This is a genomic window from Hymenobacter swuensis DY53, from assembly GCF_000576555.1.
GTDB lineage: Bacteria > Bacteroidota > Bacteroidia > Cytophagales > Hymenobacteraceae > Hymenobacter > Hymenobacter swuensis.
In genome coordinates, this window is record NZ_CP007145.1 from 88,265 (window position 1) to 114,419 (window position 26,155).

Annotated in this window: 21 protein-coding genes; 10 read left to right on the forward strand and 11 right to left on the reverse strand. The window is 61.5% G+C overall.

The genetic code is table 11. The annotated features are described in order from the left end of the window. Positions 1 to 56: 56 nt before the first annotated feature. The gene (locus HSW_RS01910) at positions 57 to 1,541 is read left to right on the forward strand and encodes an OmpP1/FadL family transporter (RefSeq protein ID WP_044000605.1); all 1,485 of its coding nucleotides are present in this window, start codon (positions 57 to 59) and stop codon (positions 1,539 to 1,541) included. Positions 1,542 to 1,621: 80 nt separating this feature from the next. Here the strand turns inward: HSW_RS01910 and HSW_RS01915 are convergent, their stop codons facing one another. Beyond that, positions 1,622 to 2,563, reverse strand: a complete 942-nt coding sequence (locus tag HSW_RS01915; protein ID WP_155832783.1) for a hypothetical protein — start codon at positions 2,561 to 2,563, stop codon at positions 1,622 to 1,624. 177 nt (positions 2,564 to 2,740) lie between these two features. Here HSW_RS01915 and HSW_RS01920 point away from each other — a divergent pair, with 177 nt between their 5' ends. Beyond that, positions 2,741 to 4,951, forward strand: coding sequence for a S9 family peptidase (locus tag HSW_RS01920; RefSeq protein WP_044000607.1), 2,211 nt, complete (start codon positions 2,741 to 2,743; stop codon positions 4,949 to 4,951). Positions 4,952 to 5,105: 154 nt separating this feature from the next. Here the strand turns inward: HSW_RS01920 and HSW_RS01925 are convergent, their stop codons facing one another. Together HSW_RS01925 and HSW_RS01930 are read right to left on the reverse strand one after the other, a co-directional pair. Beyond that, positions 5,106 to 5,348: a hypothetical protein gene (locus tag HSW_RS01925; RefSeq protein WP_044000608.1), complete on the reverse strand. Its 243-nt coding sequence runs from the start codon at positions 5,346 to 5,348 to the stop codon at positions 5,106 to 5,108. A gap of 189 nt (positions 5,349 to 5,537) precedes the next feature. Further along, positions 5,538 to 6,458, reverse strand: coding sequence for a pirin family protein (locus tag HSW_RS01930; protein ID WP_044000609.1), 921 nt, complete (start codon positions 6,456 to 6,458; stop codon positions 5,538 to 5,540). A gap of 129 nt (positions 6,459 to 6,587) precedes the next feature. Between HSW_RS01930 and HSW_RS22390 the strand changes: the two genes are divergently transcribed. Then, positions 6,588 to 8,012 carry an energy transducer TonB gene (locus tag HSW_RS22390; RefSeq protein ID WP_052346009.1) on the forward strand — a complete coding sequence of 475 codons (1,425 nt, stop codon included), beginning with the start codon at positions 6,588 to 6,590 and terminating at the stop codon, positions 8,010 to 8,012. A gap of 11 nt (positions 8,013 to 8,023) precedes the next feature. On the opposite strand, the gene HSW_RS01940 is transcribed toward HSW_RS22390, so the two are convergent. From HSW_RS01940 to HSW_RS01970, 7 genes are all read right to left on the reverse strand, one after another. Next, a complete protein-coding gene (locus tag HSW_RS01940) occupies positions 8,024 to 9,511 on the reverse strand; it encodes an ArnT family glycosyltransferase (RefSeq protein ID WP_081768219.1) in 1,488 nt (495 codons plus the stop codon). Positions 9,512 to 9,681: 170 nt separating this feature from the next. Continuing rightward, positions 9,682 to 11,124 carry an aldehyde dehydrogenase gene (locus HSW_RS01945; protein ID WP_044000611.1) on the reverse strand — a complete coding sequence of 481 codons (1,443 nt, stop codon included), beginning with the start codon at positions 11,122 to 11,124 and terminating at the stop codon, positions 9,682 to 9,684. A gap of 73 nt (positions 11,125 to 11,197) precedes the next feature. Continuing rightward, a complete protein-coding gene (locus tag HSW_RS01950) occupies positions 11,198 to 12,127 on the reverse strand; it encodes a glycosyltransferase family 2 protein (RefSeq protein WP_044000612.1) in 930 nt (309 codons plus the stop codon). A gap of 19 nt (positions 12,128 to 12,146) precedes the next feature. Beyond that, a complete protein-coding gene (locus HSW_RS01955; RefSeq protein WP_044000613.1) occupies positions 12,147 to 12,890 on the reverse strand; it encodes a class I SAM-dependent methyltransferase in 744 nt (247 codons plus the stop codon). Continuing rightward, entirely contained in the window at positions 12,887 to 13,876 is a 990-nt protein-coding gene (locus HSW_RS01960; RefSeq protein ID WP_081768220.1) for a glycosyltransferase family 2 protein, read from the reverse strand. Before HSW_RS01960 ends, HSW_RS01955 begins: the two co-directional genes overlap by 4 nt. Before the next feature lie 152 nt (positions 13,877 to 14,028). Continuing rightward, positions 14,029 to 14,751, reverse strand: coding sequence for a glycosyltransferase (locus HSW_RS01965; protein WP_044000614.1), 723 nt, complete (start codon positions 14,749 to 14,751; stop codon positions 14,029 to 14,031). Positions 14,752 to 14,783: 32 nt separating this feature from the next. Continuing rightward, positions 14,784 to 16,997: a hypothetical protein gene (locus HSW_RS01970; RefSeq protein ID WP_155832784.1), complete on the reverse strand. Its 2,214-nt coding sequence runs from the start codon at positions 16,995 to 16,997 to the stop codon at positions 14,784 to 14,786. Positions 16,998 to 17,311: 314 nt separating this feature from the next. Here HSW_RS01970 and HSW_RS01975 point away from each other — a divergent pair, with 314 nt between their 5' ends. The 3 genes from HSW_RS01975 (at position 17,312) to HSW_RS01985 (ending at position 20,748) form a co-directional block, all read left to right on the forward strand. Next, positions 17,312 to 18,730 (forward strand): hypothetical protein, encoded by a 1,419-nt coding sequence (locus HSW_RS01975; RefSeq protein ID WP_044000616.1) that lies wholly within the window; start codon positions 17,312 to 17,314, stop codon positions 18,728 to 18,730. 103 nt (positions 18,731 to 18,833) lie between these two features. Beyond that, positions 18,834 to 19,367, forward strand: a complete 534-nt coding sequence (locus HSW_RS01980; protein ID WP_044000617.1) for a hypothetical protein — start codon at positions 18,834 to 18,836, stop codon at positions 19,365 to 19,367. 43 nt (positions 19,368 to 19,410) lie between these two features. Next, positions 19,411 to 20,748, forward strand: coding sequence for a hypothetical protein (locus HSW_RS01985; protein ID WP_044000618.1), 1,338 nt, complete (start codon positions 19,411 to 19,413; stop codon positions 20,746 to 20,748). Positions 20,749 to 20,835: 87 nt separating this feature from the next. On the opposite strand, the gene HSW_RS01990 is transcribed toward HSW_RS01985, so the two are convergent. Continuing rightward, on the reverse strand, positions 20,836 to 21,621 hold the full coding sequence (locus tag HSW_RS01990) for an SDR family oxidoreductase (protein WP_044000619.1): 786 nt from the start codon (positions 21,619 to 21,621) through the stop codon (positions 20,836 to 20,838). A 165-nt stretch (positions 21,622 to 21,786) separates the two neighbouring features. On the opposite strand from HSW_RS01990, the gene HSW_RS01995 reads away from it, so the two are divergent. From HSW_RS01995 to kynU, 4 genes are read left to right on the forward strand one after another with little or no spacing between them, the layout of a single operon-like run. Continuing rightward, positions 21,787 to 22,323 (forward strand): 3-hydroxyanthranilate 3,4-dioxygenase, encoded by a 537-nt coding sequence (locus HSW_RS01995; RefSeq protein WP_044000620.1) that lies wholly within the window; start codon positions 21,787 to 21,789, stop codon positions 22,321 to 22,323. 26 nt (positions 22,324 to 22,349) lie between these two features. Beyond that, positions 22,350 to 23,678 (forward strand): hypothetical protein, encoded by a 1,329-nt coding sequence (locus HSW_RS02000; protein ID WP_044000621.1) that lies wholly within the window; start codon positions 22,350 to 22,352, stop codon positions 23,676 to 23,678. Positions 23,679 to 23,698: 20 nt separating this feature from the next. Further along, positions 23,699 to 24,727 (forward strand): amidohydrolase family protein, encoded by a 1,029-nt coding sequence (locus HSW_RS02005; protein WP_052346011.1) that lies wholly within the window; start codon positions 23,699 to 23,701, stop codon positions 24,725 to 24,727. Between the two features lie 34 nt (positions 24,728 to 24,761). Beyond that, positions 24,762 to 26,042, forward strand: coding sequence for a kynureninase (gene kynU, locus HSW_RS02010; RefSeq protein WP_044000622.1), 1,281 nt, complete (start codon positions 24,762 to 24,764; stop codon positions 26,040 to 26,042). The last annotated feature ends 113 nt before the right edge of the window (positions 26,043 to 26,155 follow it).

A 26,155-nucleotide genomic window follows, 5' to 3' on the forward strand; every position in this document is an offset into this window, starting at 1 on the left:
TATCAGTTCTATTCCCGGCCACCGAATGAGGGGCCGGGACCCTTCCCTTCCTTTCCATGAAAACGCTGAAATATGGCTTTGCCGTGGCCCTGCTGGGTTCGGCCAGCCACGCCTTTGCCCAATACAACGCAGATGCCCTGCGCAACTCCCAGCTGCAACCCGTCGGCACGGCCCGTACCCTCGGTATTGGGGGAGCCACGGCGGCGGTGGGCGGTGACTATGGTTCGGTGGCGGTGAACCCGGCCGGTTTGGGTATGTTCCAACGCTCAGAGTTTACTTTCTCGCCGGGGCTGTCGTCGATTAATTCCGATGGCCGGGCTTTCAATACTACTTCCAGCGACTCGCGCAGCAACCTCAACGTGGCCAGCATGGGCCTCGTGTTTGCCAACCGCCGCACCGACGACGACACCAATCCCTGGCGCTCCAGTGCCTTGGCGTTTGGCCTCATTCGCACGGCCAGTTTCAACCAGAACTTCCGCTACAATGGTACTCCGTCACAAAACCAGGATATTTTCCAACGGTTCAGTGATGATCAGAAGGCGGCACTGGATGATCTGGCCTACAAAACCTACCTCACCGATACGGATGCTCAGGGCACTTATATCCCCATTGATTTTGACCGGACCGGGCCGCTGAACCAGGGCGAAACCGTGCGGCAGACGGGGGCCAACACGCAGTTCGATCTAGCGTACGGGGCTAATTATCAGGATAAGGTTTACATCGGGGCCGGTATCGGGTTGATTTCGAGCCGGTACACGTCAGAAAACGTGCTGACGGCCACCGATCCGCAGGCTCCTACCTCGGTCCGGGATGATGGGAAGTCTTTCGCCTCCCTGACGTTGCGCGACAACCTGCGGACTACGGGCGGCGGAGTGAATGCCCGGCTGGGCGTAATTTACAAGCCCGTGGAAGCGGTACGCCTCGGGGCTTCCGTGCAGACGCCCACTTACTTCCGGTTCACGGAAACCTACGACACGTCGCTGGATGCCCGATTCGATAAAGCCGTGACGGTGGACGGGCAGACGTATATGTCAGCCAGCTCGGCGCTGGACCCGAACGTGTTCGACTACGCCGTGACCACGCCGTTCCGGGCGACGGGCGGGGTGGCCGTGGTGCTTGGTAAATACGGTTTCTTGAGCGGCGACGCGGAGTACGTGAACTACTCCCAGGCCCGCGTGAGCCGGTATAACAACAATGCGGATTTCGGCTCCGATAATGATGCCATTAACAACCTTTACGGCAGCACCGTGAACCTGCGGGCCGGGGCCGAGGCCCGGCTGGACATGTTCCGCATCCGGGCGGGATACGCCCGCTACGGCGACCCATACAAGGTGCAGGACGTAGACCGGAGCCGCTCTTACTACAGCGGTGGTCTGGGCCTGCGGCAGAATAACTTTTTCCTGGATGGCGCGGGCGTATACAGCACCGGCACCCGCCTGTACAGCCCGTATTCCATCAGCCCGTCGGTTGGGGAAACTCCAACTGTTACGGTGGATAGCAAGCAATTTACCGTGACGCTCACGGCCGGCTTCATGTTCTGATCCGCCCCGCCATTTCTCAACGCAGAACGGCCGGCCCCGATACTATCGGGGCCGGCCGTTCTGCGTTGAGAAATGGTAAGCTATTTCGCTACTCGCACCTGCAGCACCAGCGTGCGGATGCCAGTGGTGATGATGTCACTGACCAGGATGAGGCCATCCTTATTCTCGGGAGTTCGGAAAGCCAGAATCTGGCCTTTAGTAAGGGGGCCAGTGCGGGTAGCCGTGGTAAACGCCGTGCTCTGGTTGAACAGAGTAGTAAATTGGGCTGCAGTAGCCGCGTTAGTGAAGTCGTTGGCGGTTAAGTTAGTGCTGCGAATCTGGGTGGCGCGACCGGTCCAGGGTAGCTTCAGGGCCGCATCAGTGGTGGTAGCCAGACCGGGCGCGGCGATAGTGGTGCCGGGCACGTAGACTAGATCTGTCATCCGCTGGTTTTCGGGAATACGGCGCAACGAGAAGCTGGGCAGCGTCAGGCCTTCGCGTAGGGCCAGAAATGTGCGCCGGCTGATGCCCGCCGCGCCGGTCAGCGGTGCCTGCAACGGAACCGTGTAATTATGAAAGGCCGCCGCCGAATCGGTGCGGCCCAGGCGCAGGAAAAAGCTGCGCGCCCCCCGGTTGCCTTTCGTGTCCGTGAATTCGTACTGCCACGTTTCCTTGCCGGCCGTGGTGCGGGCCGGCTGCACGCTCTGGAAAGCAAACTGGCCGGTTTCGGCCAGCAGTGTATCCAGGTAAACCAGCTCGAAGGCCAGCGAATCATCTTCCTTGTAAAGACTGGGGTAGATGATGGGACGAGCCCGGGGCGTGTACCGGGCCCGGATAACCAGGTGTTTCAGCGGGGCCTCGTCGTTTTCTGCTTCGGCATATACTTTCACCGCAATGGTGTCGCCGGCCGTAGTCAGGCGGCGGTCGGAGGGGTTGAACCGGGAACTGCCCACGAATTCCACGCGCGGACCCGACTGCAACGACGGTTCACAGGCGGTCAGAAACAGCGGGGCCAGCAAGAGGGAGGACGGACGAAAACGCATAGCTGGGATAAAGATACTCATGGATTGGGCGGATTAGCAGGGCTGCCGGGATGCAGTACACTCCAGACGGCTAATGCACGGTACCCGCCGACGGCCGGTTCGGGGCACCGTGCAACCTTGCGGGGCGCATTTCCTACCTTAACGCCTGAATCCCGCCGACATTTTACGACAAACCACATGAAGTTGAGTTCCCTGGGCCTGGCCCTGTTTCTGACCACCGTCAGCCCCGCTCTTTTGCCCGGTTTCGCACCGGTGGCCGTTGCCCAGCAAAAGCAGAATATCACCCTCGAAGACATCTGGCAGAAAGGCACGTTCTCGGCCAAATCAGTGCCCGGCTTCAACTGGATGAAGGATGGCCGCTACTATTCGTCCCTCAGCAAGGGTAATTTGGTGCAGAACGACGTGACCACCGGCCAGCCCGTGCAAACCCTGGTGGCCGGGCAGGATCTGAAGCTGGCCGGCCAGAGCCAACCGCTACAGGTAGATGGCTACAGCTTCAACGCCGACGAAACCAAAATCCTGTTCAGCACCGATACGGAGCCCATTTACCGCCGCAGCAGCAAAGCATTTTTCTTTGTGTATGACCGCGCCGCCAAGAAACTCACACCGCTGAGTGCCGGTGGCAAGCAGCTCTACGCCAGCTTCTCACCCGACGGCAAGCGTGTAGCTTTCGTGCGTGACAACAACCTGTACGTAACCGACTTGGCTACCATGCAGGAAACCGCCGTGACGACGGACGGTGCCTTCAACAAAGTCATCAACGGGGGCACCGACTGGGTGTACGAGGAAGAATTTGAATTCGCTCAGGGCTTCCAATGGTCGCCCGACTCCCGGCAAGTGGCATTTTACACCTTCGATGAAACGGAGGTGCCCGAGTACAACATGCAGGAGTGGGGGCCGCTCTACCCCAAGGACTACCGCTACAAATACCCCAAAGCCGGCGAGAAAAACTCGGTAGTGAGCGTGTCGGTGTACGACGTGGCCGCCGCCAAAACCGCCAAAATGGACGTGGGCGCGGAGAAGGATCAGTACATCCCGCGCATTCTCTGGACGCAAACGCCCAACCTGCTCAGCATCCGGCGCATGAACCGCCTGCAGAACAAGCTGGAAGTGCTGCACGCCGATGCCAGCACCGGCAAAACCCAGGTAGTCCTCACCGATACCGACAAAGCCTATGTGGAAGTCAACGACGACTTGCGCTACCTGGAAGGTGGTAAGGAGTTCCTGTTCAGCAGTGAGAAGGACGGCTACCGCCACCTCTACCTGTATGATATGAAAGGCAAGCTGGTGCGCCAGCTCACCAAGGGCAACTGGGAAATTACCAGCATTGATGGCTTCGATGAGAAGAAGGGCTTGGTGTATTACACCAGCACCGAGGGCTCGGCATTACAGCGCCACCTCTACCGCGTAGACCTGAAAGGCAAGGGAAAAACCCGCCTGAGTGAGGCCGGCCGTGGCACCGACGCCGTGAACCTCAGCCCCGATACCCGCTACTTCCTCAATTACCACTCCGAAGCTGGCGTACCTGCCGTAGTAAGCCTGCGCAGCGGCCAGGATGGCAAGCTGGTGAAAGTGCTGGAAGACAACGCCAAACTGCGCGAGAAGCTGGGCCAGTACAACCTGGCCACGCCCGAGTTTTTTACCTTCAAAACCAGTGAAGGCGTGGAGCTGAATGGCCAGATGCTGAAGCCCGTGGGCTTCGACGCCACCAAAAAGTACCCCGTGCTGATGCACGTATACGGTGGCCCCGGCTCTCAGACCAATGCCGACTCCTGGGGTGGCACCAACTACCTGTGGCACCAGATGCTGACCGAAAACGGCTACATCGTAGTGATTGTGGACGGGCGCGGCACCGGGGCCCGGGGCGCGGCCTTCAAAAAGGTCACTTATGCCAACCTGGGCAAGCTGGAAACCGTGGACCAGGGTGAAGGTGCCAAGTACCTGGCCACGCTGCCCTACGTGGATAAGGCTCGCATCGGTATTTGGGGTTGGAGCTTCGGCGGGTACATGACCACCCTGGCCCTCACCAAAAACGCCGACCTGTTCAAGATGGGCGTGGCCGTGGCCCCCGTGACTAACTGGCGCTACTATGATACCGTGTACACCGAGCGGTTCCTGAAAACGCCCCAGGAAAACCCCCAAGGCTACGACGACAACTCGCCCGTTCAGCACGCCGATAAGCTGAAAGGCAAGCTCCTGCTGGTCCACGGTACCGGCGACGACAACGTGCACTTCCAGAATTCCGTCTCGTTCGTGGATGCCATGATCAAGGCCAACAAGGACTACCAGACGCTGTACTATCCCAACCGCAACCACGGCATCTACGGCGGCAACACCCGCCTGCACCTCTACCGCCAGATGACCGATTTCGTGTTGAAAAACCTGTAAGCCAGCGTGTCATCCCGAGCAACGCGAGGAATCTGAGTTTGCCCTTCTGATGATCAAACCAGATTCCTTGCTTTACTCGGAATGACAAATCAGCTCTTCGGAACCTATAAAAAAAGCCCCTCAAATAGAGGGGCTTTTTTGTTTCCCCGGCGGACTATTGCAGTAGTTCCGCGTGGCCGGCAAATTCGGGGGCCAGCCGGGGGCTGATGGAGGTGATTTGCAGGCCGAGCAGCTGCGGGCTGCGGAATTGCTCGTAGAGGTCGGCAAACAACTCACTTAGCTCGGCTGTGGTGCTGCGTACCTGCTGCTTATGCTGCGAAGTACCCACCACCTGCCCACATTCCAGCTGCGCCAGCGTGAGGCGGCAGCACACCATATACTCCAGCGTGTTGTTCATAGCGGTAAGGCAGAAAGGAGGGAGCAAGAATAGAATGTAAAGCTAAATATTTTAGTTTAAATATCTAATATAATTGGGGTGATTTTAATGCCGTGTAGGTATCGTCAGCTGACACCAGCACGAAGATGGAACAACATCAGCTGACGATAACCGGCCCGACGAGCTACGCCCGCCGGACCGGGACGCCAGCTACGATAGTGCCTGCGGAGCCGGGAAGCCACTGCCAGCAGGCCGGGTTTTGTCCTGGGGCAGCGGCACGAATTCCAGGTTATCGTTGGGCGGGAGCAGGATGCGGCCGGCCAGCCAGTCGGCCTTGGCCTGCTCGATGCGCTCCTTCCTCGACGACACAAAGTTCCACCAGATAAACCGCTCCCCCAGCGGCTCGCCGCCCAGCAGCATGAGTGTGGTGGCTTCCCGGGCCACCAGCACCGGGTCGAGGCCGGGCGTGAACACCAGCAGCTGGCCGGGACCATAGAGGCGGCCATTGACTTCTAGTTGGCCTTTGGCCACGTAGGCGCCCCGCTCGGGGTAGCCGCGCGGCAGGCCGAACCGGGCCCCCGGCTGCAACACTACGTGCAGGTAAAACAGTGGGGAATGGGTCTTGACACTGTTTTTTAGCCCGAAGGCGTCGCCGGCAATCAGGCGCAGCCATACGCCGGGCTCCGTAAAAATGGGTAGCTCGTGGGGCGCGTAGTTATCGAAAGCGGGAGCCGTTTCTTCGTCGGCTTCTGGCAGGGCCACCCAGGTCTGTAACATTTCCAGCTGCCCGCCAGCCAGCATGGCCGGGTCCTCGAACCGCTCGGAGTGCGCAATGCCGCTGCCGGCCGTCATCCAGTTTACCTCGCCCGGCCGGATAATCTGCTCCACGCCCAGACTATCCCGGTGCGTGACCTGGCCACCAAACAGGTAGCTAACGGTGCTGAGGCCAATATGTGGGTGGGGCAGCACATCCAGCGTAGGCAGAAGCTCTGGCGTGAGCTGTACCGGCCCGGCGTGGTCCATGAAAATGAACGGGCCCAGCATCCGGCGCAGCCGGTAGGGTAGAATGCGCTTTACTTCAAACCCCGGGCTGAGCGCGGCCGGGCGGGCGTCAATAACCAAATCAAGCATAAGGCAGCAGGTGAAAAAAGCAGGGAATAAACCAACGGGTGAAAAGTAAACCGGTTTTCGCTCAGGTATTTACCAGAAAAAGCCGACTTTCGACTAATAAAGCCGGTATTTCCCGCGTAGAGGTGTTTCATGCCGAAGTTTACCCCCACCCATTTGTTGTTTCTGGGCCTGCTTGGCGGACTGGCCACGGCCTGCCAGCCGGAGCGCCCGGCGCAGCGTACTGCGCCGGCCTCCACCGTGCCCGCCCTGGCCGATACGCTGGGCTACGACTCGCTGGCCCAACCCATTGGGGCCGTGCGGCGCGACTGGCACCGGCTGGAGCGGCCCACTAGTCGGCGGGCTCCGCTGATTGTGTATCGCAGCAGTGCGCGCCCCTCTGCGGACGGTGCCGATGCGCCTCCCACTGAGGCCCGGCTGCAGGACCTGACCCTCAAGGCCAGCGAGTATTTCCAGATTGACCCCACCAAAGCCGCCGAGGTGCGCGGCCGCGAGGGAACGGTAGTTCGGATTCCGGCTAATGCATTGGTAGACAATCGGCAACGGCCCGCCACCGGGGCCGTGTGGGTGGAGCTGAAGGAGTGCTACGCCGCCTCGGATTTGCTGCTGTCTAACCTGCTGACCGAAACCCTGGCTGGCGCGCCGCTGGAGCTGACCGGGGCCGTGCTGGTCCGCGCCACGGCCGGCGGGCAGCAACTGGCGCTGGCAGCCGGCCGGGCATTGCAGCTGGAACTGGCGGGTAGCCGGCCTGGCCTGCCGTTGTTCTATGGGCAGGTAGCGGAAGGCACCGTACGCTGGGACGAAAGTAAGCAGCCCGCCCCCGAGGTCATCCGCACGACGGCCCAGCAGATGCCCAGCTACGGCCAGGGCCCGGCTGATTTCAACCGCTTGGTACGCTACCCGCAGAGTGCTCAGGAAGCCCGGGCCGAAGGATTGGTGTTTGCCTCGTTCGTGGTGGATGAGGCCGGCCGCGTGGTACAGCCGCACATCGTGCGCGGCGTGGGCCACGGCTGCGACGAGGAGGTGCTACGAGTGCTGCGCCAGACGTCGGGCCGCTGGCAGCCGGGCCGCCACGATGGACAACCGGTGAAGGTGCAGATGACCTTGCCCATCCGGTTCCACTTCGAGCCCGGCCTGGCTACTGCCCCCGAAACGGCCGCCGTGGCTACCGTGGGTACCCCCGCCGCCGAAGATACCGCGCCGCTAGAGCTGGCCGCCGACCCCAATGCTGCCTCCGTGACGCAGCTGGGCTGGGTAGCCGCCGGGAACCCCTGGCGGGGGCGTACTGCGCCGCTTTTTGTGCCCGTTGCCGGCCCCAATGAGCACTCCACGGTACGGCTGGTGTTGCCCGGCCACCGCGTAGTGCTGGCCGGTGTACCGTGGGCCGGGGGCTACAAGTTCATGGAAGCCCCCGTGGGCGCCACCATCATCGGGCTCCGTTACGAAAACGGCATGCCCTTCCTTGCCCGCCCCGACAAAAGCACCGCTCCGGATACGCTCCGCTTTCAGGAAACCACCCTCGCCGACCTCGAAACCACGCTGGAACGATTGAATTAATGCGGCAATAATTACCGCCGGGCCCCCAACCGTAATGTTCGACAGGAGTCTGATTGCACCAGAGTTTCAGTCTGGAAGGCAGTTTGCCAGGCTCTGGTGGCCTTCTGCCCGCATACTACAACGGTTTCACCGGAGCGGGCCTCGGCTACCCGCCAAGGTGCAAGAAGACGAACGGTATGGTGTTGCGTATACTCGGCGGCCATGCGGTAGAACTCCGGCGCGTCATTAAAAGACCCATCGGTACCCAGTGTATACTGCCAAATGCCGGGCTGTTGCTGCCACTGCTGCCGCAAATGGTGCCCGTACACCAGTTGGTGGTTATCGAAGCGGTATTTGGAGAGCTGACGCAGATACTGCACTTGATTCAGGTAGGGAAACGCCGCTATGCCCAGTACGCCTGCCAGCAGCCCCCACAAGGAAAGCTGCAACTTGGCGGCCTGGCGGATTAGCCGAAAACCCACCGTGAGGCCGGATGCCGCCAGCACGGCCATGAGCGGAAACGCTGGGGCATCGTACCAGCTAAGCTTGGTCTGGGCAAGGGAAATAACCAATAGAAAGCTGCCCACCACAGCCGTCAGCACCCGGCCCAGCCACCAGGCAGTACTGCCCTTGGGCTGCCACCATCCCAGACTCATGCCCAGCAAAGCGGGTAGTAGCCACAGCGCAAACTTTGTGTTAGCCAGCAGGCTTAGGTACCACTCGAAGGGGGCGTTGTTACCCTCCAGCTCGTGGGCCGCCGGACCGCCTACCTCGAACTGCCACACGGCTTCTAGGTAGCCGGGAGCCGCCGCCTCACGCACCAGGTACCAACTGGCTGTGACCAGTAGTACCAGGCCGGCCGCCAGCCAGGGAGCAGGGCGGCGCAGGCGGACCCAACTGCCCGTCAGGGCCAAGGCCAGCACCAGTCCGGGCCCGAACATGGCCCCCGCAATGCCTTTGGTGAGAATAGCCAGCGTGAAGCCTACGCCGGTTGCCCACGCCCACCGCGTCCGACCGGTGCGCAGATACGCTAGCCAGCTCAGCGTGCCGGCCGTAGTCCAGAGCGTTAGAAAGGCATCAAAATCAGCCGTACGGGCAACGTGGAAACACACATAGCCGGGGCTGGTGAGGAGCACGAGCCCGGCCAGTAAGCCAGCTACCGGGCTACGCAGCCACCGGGCCGCCGCGTAATACGTCAGGCCCACGGTGGCCAGTGCGGCCAGGGCGGCAGGCAGGCGCAGGCCCAGTTCCGTTGGGCCGAACAGGTGGATGCTACCAGCCAGCGTCCAGAGCCAGAGGGGCGGTTTGCAGTTCCAGAGGTCCGGCTCGCCCAGGTAGCGGGCCACCAGCCAGTCGTGGTGGACCAGCATACCCAATGCGTCAAGGGCTGTGCGGGACTCGTCCCACTGCTGCACCGGAAACGAGGAAAGCTGCCAGAATAACGGGAAATATGCCAGCACCAACAGAAGGAACAGAGGTAGATAGCGGCGCCAGGGCGGGAGGGTAGAGGAAGAGGACACGCGCTAAGCCAGGGGCTTGGTTAGGTTACAAAAGGGGGCTATTTGAACGTCATTCCGAGCCTGTCGAGGAATCTCGCGTGCTGAGGTTGTTGGGAAAAGAACATCAGGCAAAAAAACGTCATTCCGCGCCTGCCGAGGAGTGATGTTCTACCGTCACCTCACCACTTCCTTTACAGCTTCACGCACACGTTCTGAGGCTCGGTGAAAAAGCGCAGGGCTTCCAGGCCGCCTTCCCGCCCCACGCCGGAGTTTTTCATGCCGCCGAAGGGCGTGCGCAGGTCGCGGTGCAGCCAGGTGTTCACCCACACCACGCCGGCATGCAGCTGGTGGGCCACGCGGTGCGCCCGCGTCAGGTCGCGCGTCCAGATGGTGGCCGACAGGCCGTAGTCGGTGCCGTTGGCCCAGTGCAACGCCTCCTCCTCGGTATCAAAGGGAGTGAGCGTCACAACCGGCCCGAAGATTTCCTCCTGGTTTACCCGGCAGTCGGGAGCAAGGCCCTCAAAAACCGTGGGCTCCAGAAAGAACCCGTCGGCGCAGCGGCCCGGTACCTGCACCCGGTGGCCCCCGGTCAGGAGCCGGCCGCCTTCCTGGTGGGCCAAGTCGATGTAAGAAAGAACTTTCTGGAGGTGAGCCTCGCTTACCAGCGCACCTTGCCGGGTAGTTTCCAGCAGCGGGTCGCCGACGGTCAGCGCCTGCACCTGGGCTAGAAACTCCGCTTTGAACTGCTCATACACCGGCCGCTCCACGAAGATGCGGGAGCCGCACAGGCAAATCTGGCCCTGGTTGGCAAAGCTGCTCCGGATGCTGGTGCGTACGGCTTCCGTCAGGTCGCAGTCGGCAAAGACGAGGTTAGGATTCTTGCCGCCCAGCTCCAGGGAGAGTTTCTTGAACTGCGGTGCGGCCGAGCGGGCAATATGCTGGCCGGTTCTGGTGCCGCCCGTGAAGCTGATGGCCCGGATGCCCGGATGTTCAATGAGGGCCTGACCCGCGCCCGGCCCGGTGCCGTGCACAATATTGAGCACGCCCGCCGGCAGGCCCGCTTCCTGCGCCAGCCCGCTCAGCAGAAAAGCGGTGTACGGCGTGACTTCCGAGGGCTTGGCCACCACGCAGCAGCCAGCAGCCAGAGCCGGCGCAATTTTCCAGGTGAACAGGTACAGCGGCAGGTTCCAGGGCGAAATGCAGGCCACCACACCCAGCGGGTGCCGCACGGTGTAGTTTACGGCCACGCCTTCCTGCACATGGGCTTCGGAGGAGAAATGCTGGGCCGCAGTCCCGAAAAACGCGAAGTTGCTGGCGGCTCGCGGGATATCCAGCGTGCGGGCCAGACTCAGCGGTTTGCCGTTATCCTGGCTTTCGGCGCGGGCCAGGCGGTCTAGGTTCTGCTCAATCAGCTCCGCCAAGCGAACCAGCAAGCGGCCCCGCTCTTCGGCTGGGAGGGCGCGCCAGGCGGGCAGCGCCACCTCGGCGGCCTGCACGGCCGCGTCCACGTCGGCGGCATCGGAATCGGGAACCTGCGCGAATACCTGGCCGGTAGCCGGTTCAACCAGCGGAAGATACCGGCCGGCAGCCGGGGCTACCAGTTGCCCGCCGATGAAGTTCTGGAGCTGCATCATGACCATGAAAGAAATATCCGGGAAAGAATCACTCAACCAGGCAACGCTGCTCCGCTTTCAGGAAGCGGCCGGGTTACTCCCGGCGCAAGTCGGTTTCCTCAATAATATAGAGTGGCCGCTGCCGGGCGTTGGCTCCCAGCCGCGCCATATATTCCCCAATGATACCCACGGCCATCAGCTGGACGCCGCCCAGAAACAGCACGCTCACCATAATGGATGGCCAGCCGGTGCCGTAGTTATTCATGAAGAAGCGGGCGTACATGGCGTACAGCATCACCAGAAAGGCAATGCCCGACACCACAAAGCCGCCCACGGTAGCTACGCGCAAGGGCAGGTCTGAGAAGGACGTAATGCCATCCAGAGCCAGCCGAATCAATTTGCTGTAGGTATAGCCCGGCTCCCCGCCGGCCCGCTCCGAGCGGTCAAACTCGAGGAACGTCTGGCGGTAGCCAATCCAGGCAATCTGGCCCCGGATAAACTTGTTCTGCTCCGGCATCTGCTTGAGGGCATTCACCACCTTGCGCGACACAATGCGGAAGTCACCGGTATCAAGCGGGATATTGACGGAGGTGATGCTGGCCAGAATCCGGTAGAACATCTTAGCTGTGAAGAGCTTGATCATACTTTCGCCCTGGCGGGTCCGGCGCTTGGCGTACACCACCTCGTAGCCCTCCTGCAGCTTGGCGTACAGCTCCGGCAACAGCTCGGGCGGATCCTGTAAATCCCCGTCCATCACCACCACCGCCGCCCCCGACGATAAATCCAGCCCGGCCGTAATGGCAATCTGGTGGCCAAAGTTGCGGCTGAACGTGATGTAATGCAGGCGAGAGTCTCGCGCGGCCAGCTCCCGCATAATGGTCAGGGACCGGTCGTGGGAGCCATCATTCACCAGAATGACTTCGGCCTGCCACGGTTGGGCGTCCAGCATGGCGGCCAGGCGGGCGTAGAGGGCCGGCAGGTTAGTTTCCTCGTTGTAGATGGGGATGATGATGGAGAGGTCCACGGGGATAGGGCAGAAAAAGTTAAGCCGCTTTGCGGGCCAGGGCAAATACACTGACGCCTACCGGGGCATTGAGGGCCCGGAGCAGGCGGTTTTCGGCGGTGATAATGCCGCGCAGTACCGTGTTGAGCAGCGGCGGCGTGGCAAAGAAGTCGTCTTTCAAAGGTTGGTCTTCGGCGGGCAGCAGCCGCTTGAGCAGGCGCACGGCCGCCGTCGGGAAAAACAGGCCCACATTCCAGTACGACTTGCGGCGCACCTGTAAACCGGCCTGGTGCAGGCGCTGGGCCAGGTGGGCCGCCGTGTAGCGCCGGAAGTGCTGATTTACCTCATCGTGCTTGCCCCACAAAAACTGAAAGGCCGGCACAAACACCACCAGCTGCCCGCCCGGCCGCAGCACCCGTGTCCATTCGCGCAGGGCCTGGGCCTCGTCCTGAATATGCTCCAGCACGTCGGAGGCAATAACCAGATCGAAGGACGCATCCGGAAAATCGAGGTGGGCTCCATCCATGCACGACACGTTGGGAATGCCCCGGGCCTGGGCCACGGCAATGCCGGCCTCACTTACATCAATGCCCGTGAGGTGGCGGTAGCCTTGGGCGGAGAGACGTTGCAGCAGCGGCCCGCCGGAGCAGCCAATTTCCAGAATGGGGGCCGTAACGGGCAGGCGCAGGTCCTGCACCAGCTGAAACACCATGTCGCGCCGGGCCTGAAACCACCAGTAGTTTTCCTCAATCTGGTGGTACTTCAGTTCGTATTCAATATTCATGAAGCCATAGGAGTAGACCACCCGGCTCCGGCTCCGGCTCCGGGTGCGGAGGCGGCCGGTGGCAGGTTGGTATCGGATACGATGTAGAGGGGGCGCTGGCGCACGTTGGCGTTCAGGCGGGCAATATATTCCCCAATGATACCCACGGCAATCAACTGGACGCCGCCCAAAAACAGAATGCTGATCATGAGCGAAGCCCAGCCCGGCTCATAGTCGCGCGTTACGAAGCGGGAGTACAGCGTGTAGAGCATCACGGTGAAAGCAACCCCCGACACCAAAAACCCGCTGATAGTGGCTACTTTCAGCGGAAAATCGGAGAAAGCCGTGATACCGTCGAGGGCCAGCTTCATCATCTTCCGATAGGTGTAGCCCGTTTCCCCGCCGGCCCGCTCGGCGCGGTCATATTCCAGGTAGGTCTGGCGGTAGCCGATCCAGGAAATCTGGCCCCGGATGAACTTGCTCTGCTCCGGCATGCGCCGCAACGCCTCCACTACCTTGCGCGAAATCACCCGGAAGTCGCCGGTGTCCACGGGGATGGAAATGTGGGTGATGTTGGCCAGCAGGCGGTAGAACAGTTTGGCCGTGAGCTTTTTGGCGGCGCTTTCGCCTTGGCGGGAGCGGCGTTTGGCATACACCACCTCGTAGCCTTCCCGGAGCGTGGCGTACAGCTGCGGAATCAGCTCGGGCGGGTCCTGCAAATCGGCATCGATAATAGCTACGGCCTCGCCCCGAGTACAGTCGAGCCCGGCCGTCACAGCAATCTGGTGGCCAAAATTGCGGCTGAAATTAATGTACCGCACCCGTTCGTCGCGGGTGGCCAGAGTCTGAATCAGGGCCAGAGACTGGTCGCGGGAGCCATCATTGATGAAGATGAACTCGTAGCCGCCCGGCAACTGCATCGGGTCGAGTACACCGCGCAGCCGCTCGTACAGCGCCGGAATGTTCTCCTCTTCGTTATAAATAGGAATGATGACGGAAAGATCCACGGAAGTTGGGCAGGAATGGAGCAGGCGGAGGGCCAGAAGACCGGGCTAAATGCCGAAAGTACGGAATTCGTAAAGTTATATTGACGAAGCTGGCTGGCCCGTGCCGAACAAGGCAAGAAAGAGGCCACGCACAAAATAGCTGCTTCAGCTGCTTACGCGGCGGGCGTAGCGCGGCGGATAATGCGCAGCAGGTTATAGCCTTCGGTGAGGAGCAGCCGGAAATTCATGCGGCTGAAAATGATGCCCGGCTTCAGTTGCACCTGTACTGGCAGCACCCGCAGGTTAGGGATGCGGGCCGCCCAGTACAGAAACTCCAAGTCAAACAGGTAGCGGTTGACCTGCGTCTGTAGAAACAGGGCTTTGCCCGCCTGATTGAAGCCCTTGATGCCGCACTGCGTATCGGATACGGGCAGCCGCAACAAATGCTGGGTGCAGAAGCGCAGGGAGCGGGAAATGGCGGTGCGGGCAGCCGGTACATGCTGGTAATACGCCTCGTTGCGGGAGCCCACCGCCACGTCGCACTGCTGGCTCAGCAGGGTCTGCAGTACGGCCGCTACGCCCTGCTCCTCGTACGGAAAGTCGATATCCGTGAACAGGCAGATGGCGTGCTGCGCTGCCTGCACGCCGTGGCGCAGCGCGTAGCCCTTGCCTTGGTTCTGCTCGTAGGAGTCGTAATGGAAATCAGGGAGCTGACTGCGCAACAGGTCAATATCGGCGGGCGTAGGCGGCTGGCTCGAGCCGTCGTTTACGACCCGCACCGTAAAGGCTACCTGTGGCAGATAGGTGTTTACCTTCCGGACGCTGGCAATAAGGTTGGCCGCCCAGCCGGCCGGCGGATTATAACAGGGCAACACCAAATCAACCGGAATAGGCATGAAGCGCGAGGTAGAGGGCAAAGCGCGGGGCGCTAATCCTGTAAGGGGAAGTTGTTTTTGAATACCCGGCCGGTCGTTGGCTGGTCGAACACGTCGGTATAGGCGGGTCGGATGAGCAGATGCGCGGCCTCAAACGGGTCACCCTCCAGTTCCACGGCAATGTGGCTGCCGGGGTGGCGGGGCTGGAAGACACAGGCGGGCCGCATCCAGCCCCGGTAAATGTCGGTGCCGACGCGGGCGGGCACTTCGTAGCTCTCCAGCGGATTGCCGGTTTGGGCGTCCAGCTCCCGCACCCGAAAGATGGGCAGATTCTTCATGCCAACCACCCGCACCCACACGGAGGCTTCATAGTGGGCAGTATCCTGCCGCTGCGGAATGACGCCGCTAAAAAGCACGGCCTTCTGCTCGTGGCGCAGGGAACCGCCGCCGAGGGGAGTGGTGGTTCCGGTAGCCGGCCAGGTCAGGCGTACCTTGTCGGGCCGGGCCGGAGTGGCGGTGGCCGCTGAGAGGGCCGCCTGGCGGTATGGGGCCGCTTCCAGGGCGGCTACCGGCAGTTCATAGAGGCTTACGTGCGCATCCTTCAGCACCAGCCGGCCCAATGCAACCAGTCGTTTTTCGGGCCCCGAGAGGCCTTCATCGGATACCAGCAGCAGCAGAGCCTTGCGGGAAGGGAAGTGTGTGAGCAGCTCTTTGGGCAGCTCCGGCGCGGCCAGCAACTGGGCCGCGGCCAGCCCCTGGGCCTGGGAGGTGCGCGACATAGACGAGGCCACGATGGGCAGGCCGGTTTGCAGGGAGGCGCGCATGGCTTCGTAAGCCGAGGCTGGCATGTTGTTCGTGCCGAACTGCTCGGGGCCCAGCAGGAAGTAGGGCAGCGGTACAATGGCCTGGTAGGTGCCGTTGCCCTGCCACTGCAGGTAATCGAAATACGTCTCGGTGGGGTGTAGTAGGGCCTGGGGCGTGTAGCGGGCGTCGGCGTTGGTATCGGTAATGCGCTTGTTCCAAGCGGCCAGGGTGGTGTGGCCTTCCCAGGCCCATACCAGTATCACCAGCGGCACCAGCGTGTAGGCAAAGCTAGCCGCCCGGCGGTGGCGTAGGTATCGGCTCAGCTGGTAGAAATAGAACACGGCATACACCGTGAAGAAGTAGTAGAAAATCCAGGCAAACCGGCCAATGGAGCGGAACTGCTTCAGGGGCTTCACCCATTCCAGCAGCCCCTCCAGGCCCCAGCTGAACGGCACGCCGCAGGCAAACAGGAAGGTGAGCAGCCCGGCATACAGGCCCACGCGCAGGGGAGCCGGCAAAACCGGCCGGAACAGGAGCCGCCACTGCCGGCGCACCAGGTACCGGACGGCTTTTATCGTCGTCAGCACCAGTACCAGCAGGCTCATCAGGCCGGTGTAGGCCCAGCCTTCCCCCATGGTTTCGGAGGTGTTGAACGCATTGCGCCAGAAGGAAGCCAACGGGTCGAGAATAGGATAGAACACGCTGGCAAACGTGGAGCGGTATACCAGGAAGCCGTACGGACTGGCCGGCCGGTCAGAAACGGTATCGGTCAGGGCCATCCACACCTGAAACAGCACGATGGGCAGCACCGCCGTTAGGGCCAGCCGGACGATAAGGCCCGTGGAGTAAGCTGAGCGTGTATGGCGCTTCCGTTGCAGTAGCAGCACGAGGGCGTATGCCAGTCCCAGCAGCGCCGCCAGCAGCAGAAAGTACGGGTGCAGTAAGCCGGCAAACAGCCCGGTGGCGGCGTAGCCCACCAGCGGCCACCAGGAGCGGGGCGCACTTACGGCCCGCACCAGCAGATACCACAGCAGCGGCACCACGAAGGCATACGACAGGGCATAGTGGCCCAGCCACCGCTCCAACTGCGGGGCCATAAAGCTGATCAAGAGTGCCCCCACCACGGCCGGCCCGGCCGGCAGCAGTACGCGCCGCAGCAGCAGGTACACAATAACTGCCGTGAGGGGCAGGGAAAGCAACATCAGGATATTAAGCAGGGCCAGGCCGGAATCGGCAACGGGCAGACCGGCCTGCTGCAGGTACGCCAGCGGAATGCCCAGTAGCGGCTGCCCATCGGCGTACACCAGATGGTCGCCGAAGGGGTAGAGCATCCCGGTAAAATGGGTGCCCTGTCCGTAGCGCAGGTGATAGAGCAGGGAGTAATAGTTCTTCGTGCCATCACCTCCCGCCGCAAAGGCATACTGCCCCGGATACAGTACGATGGGGCCAAGAACGGCATACATCAACCCGGCTGTGAGCAGCAGGAGCGTAAGCACTGGGAGCCCGTGCCGACGAAAAAAGGCAGCGGCGGAAGACGGAATACGCACGAACAGGGATTTGAACGGAGAGAAACTCGGGCAAAGATAATAGCCCAGACATGCCCTGCTTACTTGTTAAGGCGGCTCAACTCAGTGAAAATCATTTGGGCCGGCGCTGTGCGCCGTGGCGGTTGCATTCCTGCCCGCCGCTAGGTCGGGAATGGAGGCTGGTGCCCCTTGCTTCTCTATATTTGCTGCCCCCGACTCTCTGGTGGCTGTTTCGCCCTATCCCGTATTCTATGACTCTTCTTTCCCGAGCGGGGCGCACCCTGTTCTGGCTCCTGCTGGGGGCTCTGGTGTTGATTAGTGCCGGCCTCTACAATGGCTTTCCGCTCGTCACCTCCGACTCAGGCACGTACCTGAACAGTGCCGTGACCCTGACCGTGCCCGATGACCGGCCCGTAACCTACGGCTTGTGGGTACTGCTTACCGGCATGCGCGGCACGCTCTGGCTGGTGATTTTTGCCCAGGGGCTGCTGCTGGCCGGGCTGCTGTGGCGGTGCATCACGGTATTTGCGCCCCGGCTGCAGCATCCGGCGGCGCGGCTGGCTCTACTGGCCGGCGTTACCTGGCTGACGGGTGTTTCGTGGTACTGCAGCCAGTTGATGCCCGATATTTTTACCGCCGTGGGCGCCCTGGCCCTAGCCCTGCTGCTGCTGAAACGCTCGGGGCTGCCGGAACAACTGCTGCTGCTGGCGGTGCTGCTGCTTTCCGCTCTCATGCACTCTTCCAACCTGCTCACCTTTTTGCTCACGGTACTCGGCGTGGGCGCGGTGGGCTGGCAGCAGGGGCTATTCCGGCGGCAGGTGCTGCACCGCCCCACCTGGCTCCTGACGCTGCTGGTTACGCTGGCGGGCTGGGGTATTCTGCCGCTGCTGCACGCCAGACTGGGCGGGGGCTTCGAGCTGTCCAAAGCGTCGTCGGCATTTCTGATGGCCCGACTCTCGGAAAGCGGCGTGCTGGAGAAGTTTCTGCAGGCGAATTGCGGCCCCCAGAACCAGTACCGCTTATGCGAATTCCGGGACAAGCTGCCCAATGATGCCATTACCTTCATGTGGGACGCCAACAGCCCCCTGAACCAAACGGGTGGCTGGAACGCCAACCGGTCCGAATATCAGCAGATCATCGGGCAGGTGCTTCGTTCCCCTCGCTACTACCCGCTGCTGGTGTCGGAGAGCGTGCAGGCAACGCTGCGGCAGCTCACCCACATCGGCCACGGCGACGGGCTGACGGCTTTCCGCGAGAATACCAACCCCTACTGGAAGGTCGGAGAGTATGCTCCGTATGAGTTGAAAGAGTACATGTCGTCGATGCAGAACCGCAGTCAGCTGGACTTCAAGGACCTCAATGAGCGGGTATACGGAGCACATCTGCTGGCACTTTTAGTGCTGGGGGCGTTGCTGCTGGGCCCCTGGCGGACCCGCATTGCCCCGGCAGCGGTGGGACTGGTACTGGTTTGTGGGGCCGCAGTGGTGAGCAACGCGCTGGTTACCGGGAGCCTGGCCAACGTGCTCGACCGGTTGCAGGGCCGGGTTTCGTGGCTGCTGCCCTGGGCGTGTCTGCTGCTGTTGGCGCAGTATCTGCCGCGCTGGACGCCCCGGGTGGCGCAGCTGCTGGCCCGGACCGAACCGCCGCAACCGCCACGGATGCCGGAGTAAGCCGCCTGCCGCCGCCGGTTACCGTAAACTAATGCTCCGGGGCCGGTGGCAACTACTGATATTCTGTCTAATTTCGCCGCTAAAATAACCTGCTGATTCCCGCATGAAATCATTGTTTTACGCTCTGACGGCCCTGAGCCTGGTTGCCTGTTCCTCTGATGCCGAGAAAGGCGACGCCGGCGACTACATCACCCGCAACGATTTTGAGTCGATGGTTGGCTGGCTGCCCGATGCCGGTACGCTCACCAAAGCCCACGCACATTCTGGTGCTTATGCCGTAGTAGTAGACCCCGAACACGAGTTCAGCCTCACGTACAATGCGCAGCTGGGCAAAGTAAGCCCTCACAAGCTGAAAGGTATTACACTGGAAGCTTGGGTTTTCCTGCCCGATAACAAAGCCACGGGCGTGCTGGGCGTGCAGATAACCGATCCGGACCAAGGCAATAAGGAGGTATTCGGCGACGGTATCAAACTGCAGGAGGCGGTGAAGGAGTACAACAAGTGGGTGAAAGTGAGCAAGGAAATCACCCTGCCCGCCAACATTGCCTACACCCAAAACCTGAAGGTATTCCTGTGGCGCTCCGGAGCCGCTTCGCCGGTGTACATGGATGATATCAGCATTAAGGGCGTAGAATAAGCCGCCGGTTGCGGGCCACCCGAGCCGCTTTCTTTTGGTGTATATGCAGCCAGCTTCTTCGCGTATTTCCGCCTCCTTCGCCCGCCTGAGGCAGCAACCCTGGGCGTGGCAGCTGGGCGCCACGCTGGCTTTCTGGGGACAGGTTCGCCTGTTTACCGATCTGCGTGGCCATTACGGTCCGCTCTGGAGCCCGCTCTGGTTTTACCTGGTATCCGTGCTGCTGTGCGGCTGCGCCCTGATGGCCCAATTGCGGGCTACGCCGGCTGCGGTGCCGCCCGCCCTGGAAAGCCGGCGGGTGCTGGGGTCCTGGGCCACGGTGCTCTTGGGGGGCTTGGCGGTATTGTACGTGCAGGCTCCTGTTATTGCCGGGCACCCCATCGACGTGCTGCAGTCCGATATCATTCCGATTCTGCAGAATTACGTGACGCGGTTTCAGAGCGGCGAGGTGGTGTACCGCTATATCACTAACCTGCCGTATCCGCTGTTTCCTAACCACCTGCCGCTGCAATGGCTACCCTACGTGGTGGCGGAGCAGTTGGGAGTTGACTACCGCTGGTGGGCGCTGGGCATTCTGTTGTTGGGAGGCTTGGGCGCGTACCTGGCCTTCCTTAATGCGCAACGGCTACCACTGGTGCTGTTTGCCGGGTTGGCCGTGCTGCCCTGGCTGTTGCTGCGGCATCTTATCAAGGTAGATAGTGGCCTGTATGCGCAAACAGTTGAGCTGACCATCATTGCGTATTACTGCCTGCTGGCTGCTTCCATTTTCTCCCGCTCGGCACTGGTACAGGCAACCGCCTTGGTTTTGTGCCTGTTGTCGCGTTACTCAGTGGTGTTTTGGGTGCCGTTTTTTCTGTGGCTGCTGTGGCGGGAGCGGGGGCGGTGTCACGCGGTAACGGTGGCGGGGCTTACGGGACTGGGCATCGTGCTCATCTACGTGGTGCCCTTCCTGTCAAAGGACTGGACAATTTTTACGCACGCGCTGAGCGAGTATAAAATTGCTACCCTCGGCGAATGGAGCCGTGACAACGGCCCCGGCGGCAAGCCTTATCATCTGTTTTCGGGTCTGGGCTTTGCTTCCTACTTCTACACCTTCGGCGGGGGCGATATTCCAGCGCGTATCAGTCTGCTACAGAAAGCCCATATCCTGGCCTCGGCGGGAGCGGTAGCATTGAGTGCGGGCGTGTACTGGAAGCTGCGTCACCGGCTCGATTACCGGGCCCTGGCCCTTATTTCGCTGGGCTTCTACCTGAGTACATTCTACGCCTTCATTCAGATTCCCTACGCCTACCTCACCTCCCTCACGCTGTTTATTGCCGTGTTTGTGTTGGCTATTGCCTGGCGGCAGCCGGTCAGCAAATTGCCAGCTCCGGCGCAGCCCTGAACAGATAAAACAGCCAGCCGGTAGCTACCAAAACCAACCCGCCGTTCCTTTCCGCCAAGTGCCGGAAGAAGCGGCGGGTTGCGTGCGTTACAGATTTCCCGTTCGGCCGCCGTCAACCGGCACGTTGATACCCGTGATGTAGCCGGCCGCCTCCGAGGCCAGGAATACCACGGCTGCCGCTACTTCCGGGGCCTGCCCGAAGCGGCCCGCTGGAATTCCCTTGAGCATAGCCGCCTCCACCTGTTCGGTAGTCTGGCCGGTCTGCTCGGTTTTCTTCTCAATAAGGGAGGTGTGCCGCTGCGTGACGGTGGCCCCGGGCAGCACGTTATTTACGGTAATGCCGTCGGCGGCCAGCTCAGTAGCCAGCGTTTTAGCCCAGTTGCCCACGGCCGCCCGAATAGTATTGCTCACGCCCAGTCCCGGCAACGGCTGCTTCACGGAAGTGCTGATGATGTTGATGATGCGGCCGTACTGGCGCTGCCGCATGCCCGGCACCAAGGCCTGGGCCAGCAAATGGTTACACACCAAGTGCTGCTCAAACGCTGCCCGAAACGCCTCAATGGGAGCATCCAGAATAGGCCCGCCGGCGGGGCCGCCCGTGTTGTTCACCAGAATATCGAAGCCGGCCGGGTGCGCCGCCAGATACATCTGTACCTGCTGCTGCAACTGGTCCGGGTAGCTGAAATCGGCCACGATAAAGTCGTGCTGCTGGCCGGCCGGGGTGGGCAGGGCCGCCACGGCTTCATGCAGGCGGGCTTCGTTGCGGGCGAGTAGCGTGACGGTAGCGCCGCGCCGGGCCAGTTCTTCGGCCACGGCTCGGCCAATACCCTGCGTGCTGCCTCCTACCAGGGCGCGTTGAGAAACAAAATCCATTGGTGTTTTAGTGGGTTGACTACGGAATGAATTACGGTCTTAGGTAGCCGTAAAGTACGTGGGAACCGGTAAGTGAACCGGTAGCGGGCGTTGGAACGTCATGCAAACACCTACATTCGTACTGCCGCATAATTTAGTAAGTCACTACATCAACCCCTCGTCGCTATGCTCGTCGCTCGTCCGTTCAACTTCCAGCAGTGGATTGATGACCACCGTCATCTGCTTAAACCGCCGGTAGGTAACCAGCAGGTTTTCAAAGATAACAAAGACTTCATCGTGATGGTGGTAGGTGGCCCCAACGCCCGCAAAGACTACCATGTGGATGAAGGGGAGGAGCTGTTCCTGCAGCTGGAAGGCGATATGGTGGTGAAGATCATCGAAGACGGCAAACCGGTGGATATTGAAATAAAGGCAGGAAGCATGTTTCTGCTGCCGGGCGGGGTGCCTCACTCGCCGCGCCGGCCGGCCGGCACCGTGGGCCTGGTGCTGGAGCGCTACCGCACGCCCGGCGAGCTGGATGGCTTTCAATGGTACTGCGAAAACTGCGGCCACAAGCTGCACGAGGAATTCGCCGAAATAACCGACATCGTGGCCCAGCTGCCGCCGATTATGGACCGTTTCTGGGCTTCCGATGCCCTGCGGACCTGCAAGGTGTGTGGCACCTACATGGCGGCGCCAGCGCCGGTTGTTCCTGTTTCTTGAGTTGTTAGCTTATCCCGGTATCCTGCGTGAAATCCAGTATCGTCTTTTTTCTCACCGCTGCCCTACTGATCCTGGCCACTTTCAACGACAAGCGTTGGAAGCCCTTGGAAGTATTCGATAACGACCCGGGCGGCTACTATGTGTATCTGCCCTCGGTGCTGCTCTACCAAGATGCCGGCCGCGCCGATTCGCTGCAGGGTGTTCGGGCCACTTACCGCCCGGGCCCCCGGCCTTATATGGGGCTGGTGCAATTGCCCAATGGCAACACCATTTCTAAGTACCCGCTGGGTGTAGCCCTGGCCGAGCTACCCTGGTTTGCCGGGGCGCACACCTGGGCCCGCCTGCGCGGTCAACCCGCCGATGGCTTTTCGCGGCCTTACCAGCAGGCCATTATGCTGGCTGGGTTATTTCACGGGTTGCTGGGGCTGTGGCTACTCCGCAAGTTGCTGCGGCGCTACTTCCCGCAGGATGACACTACCGTGGCTTGGGCACTTGCCGGCATCGGGCTGGGAACCAACTGGTTTATGTACGCCAGCTACGAAAGCCCGATGGCGCACAGTCTGCTTTTCCTGTGGCACGTGGGCATTGTGTGGACTACCGGGGCCTGGTACGAAACCCGGCAAACCCGCTGGGCCGCCGGCCTGGGCCTGCTACTGGGCCTAGCAATGCTGGCCCGACCCACCGAAGCCCTGTACGCGCTGGTGCCGGTGGGCTGGGGAATTGCCACGCAGGGTGGCTTGGCCGGCTGGGGTCGCTGGCTTCTGGGCAGGCCCCGGCAGGTAGTATTGGCGGTTGCCTGCGCGCTGGCCGTGGTGATATGGCAGCCCGTATTCTGGCACGCCGTGAGTGGGCATTGGTGGCTGGATACGTACCAGGGCGAGGGGTTCGACTTTGCCCGGCCTCACTTGCTGGAGGGGTTGTTCAGCTTCAAAAAGGGCTGGCTGCTGTACACGCCGCTGGCCGGCGTAGCCTTGCTGGGCCTGCTGGTACTGCCGTCCCGTTTGCGCGGGGTAGGAGGGGCCTTGCTCCTGACGCTGCCCGTCGTGCTGTACGTTACCTTCAGCTGGCGCGAATGGTGGTACGGGGGCAGTTTCGGGGCCCGGCCGCTCATTAGCGCGTATCCGTTACTGGCCCTGGCCCTGGCGGCGCTGGTAGCCACTTCGGCCACCTGGAAAACGCCGCGCCGGGTGGCGGTACGAGCAGTGCTGGTACTGGGTATTACCCTAAATATGTGGCAGACCTACCAGTACGCGGCCGGGGTTATTCACTGGGACAGCATGACGGCGGAACGGTATCGGCGCGTATTTTTCCTGACTTCGCTCCGGCAACTGCCCGAGGATTTGCGCACTCCCTGATTTTAGCTCTCCTTCGCGCCGTGCTTACCATCGACATCCACACGCACATTCTGCCCGAGCGGTGGCCCGACCTGCGGGAACGGTACGGCTACGGCGGCTTCATCCGGCTGGAGCATCACCGGCCCTGCTGTGCCCGCATGATGCAGGACGACAAATTCTTCCGGGAAGTGCAGGATAACTGCTGGGACCCGGCCGTGCGCATGCGCGAGTACGACCAGTTTGGGGCGCAGGTACAGGTGCTCAGCACCGTGCCCGTGATGTTCAGTTACTGGGCCAAGCCGCTGGATACGCTGGACCTGAGCCAGTTACTTAACGACCACATTGCCGGCGTGGTGCAGCGGTATCCCGGCCGCTTTGTGGGGCTGGGCACGCTGCCCCTGCAGGCCCCTGATCTGGCCATCCGGGAGCTGGAGCGGTGCATGAAAATCGGCCTGGCCGGTATTCAGATTGGCTCCCACGTCAACGACTGGAACCTAGATGCCCCGGAGCTTTTTCCGGTTTTTCAGGCCGCTGAAGAGTTGGGTGCCTGCATATTTGTGCACCCGTGGGACATGATGGGCCAGCAGCAAATGCCCAAATACTGGCTGCCCTGGCTGGTAGGGATGCCCGCCGAAAGCAGCCGGGCCTTGTGCAGCCTTATTTTTGGTGGCGTGCTGGAACGGTTGCCCCGGCTGCGGGTGGCCATAGCCCACGGCGGCGGCTCTTTCGCCAGTACCATTGGCCGCATCGAGCACGGCTGGCAGGTGCGCCCCGACCTGTGCGCCGTGGATAACCCCGTGAATCCGCGCGAATACCTGGGCCGCTTCTGGGTTGACTCGCTGGTGCACGACCCGCTAATGCTCGACTTCTTGGTAAAAACCCTGGGAGCTGATAAAATCACGCTGGGTACTGATTACCCCTTCCCGTTGGGTGAGCTGGAGCCCGGCCAGCTTATCCGCTCCATGGCGTACCCCGATGAGGTGAAAGCCCGCATGCTGGGCCAGAACGCGCTGGACTGGCTGGGCGTGAGGCCGGAACATCTGGCCAAAATCATGACGAACCGGGAATAGGTGGCGGCCCGGGGGCGTGGTATCTTTGCCCTCCATGACCTTCGAACCTACCCTCGACTTTGCCCGCCAGCTTGATGCGCAGGACCCGCTGCGCGACTTCCGTCAGCACTTCCTCATTCCGCCCGCGCCCGACGGGCAGGAGTGTCTGTACTTCTGCGGCAACTCCCTGGGGCTGCAGCCGCGCACGGCCCGCGCCGCCGCCGAGCGGCAGTTTGAGAACTGGCAGAATCTGGCCGTGGAAGGCCATTTCAAGGGCGAAACTCCCTGGATGTACTTCCACCAGCGCCTGCAGGATGCCACGGCGCGCATTGTAGGCGCTAAGCCCGTGGAAGTAGTGGTGATGAACAACCTCACCACCAACCTGCACCTGCTGCTGGTGTCCTTCTATCAGCCCACCGCCACGCGCTATAAGGTGCTCATGGAAGCCGGCGCGTTTCCCTCCGACCAGTATGCCCTGGAAACGCAGGTACGCATGCGCGGCCTGAACCCCGATGACGCCATTGTGGAGCTGACTCCCCGTCCCGGTGAGTACACGCTGCGCACCGAGGATATCATGGCCAGAATTGAGGAGCTGGGGGATTCGCTGTGTACCGTCATCATGGGCGGTATCAATTACTACACCGGCCAGGTATATGATATGGCCGCCATTACGCGCGCTGGTCACGCGGTAGGGGCTACGGTGGGCTTTGATCTGGCCCATGCGGCCGGCAATATCCCGCTGCACCTGCACGACTGGGACGTGGATTTTGCCTGCTGGTGCTCCTACAAATACTTGAACTCCGGACCCGGGGGCGTATCGGGCGTGTTTGTGCACGAGCGGTTTGCCGACCAGCCCGAGCTGCTGCGCCTGGCTGGTTGGTGGGGCTATGACGATAAGGAGCGGTTCAAGATGAAGAAAGGCTTCCGGCCCATGCGCGGGGCCGCCGGCTGGCAGCTCTCCAATGGCGCCGTCCTTACCATGGCTGTGCACGAAGCCGCCCTGGCCGAGCACGAGGCCGCTGGCGGAATGCCCGCCCTGCGCCAGAAAAGCGAGCTGCTCACGGGCTATCTGGAGTTTCTCATCAACCGACTGGGCCTTACCAAGCAGCAACTGGAAATCATTACGCCGGCTGATCCGGCCCAGCGTGGCTGCCAACTTTCTCTCTTAATACATCATAATGGCCGCGACCTGTTTGAGCACCTGATGGCCGTGGGCGTAATTGGCGACTGGCGTGAGCCCAATGTGATTCGGCTGGCCCCGGTGCCCCTCTACAATACGTTTGAGGATGTGTACCGGGTAGGCGAAGTGCTGGCTGAGTGGGCGGCCCGCCAATAAGCCGCCGGTAAATACCATCGGCGGCGGGGCGTTTTCCGCCGCCGATGGTTGTATTTGCGTAGACAGTCCGGCTCCGGCCGTTTTCCCTTCCGATTCTTCCTTTCCCCGACGAT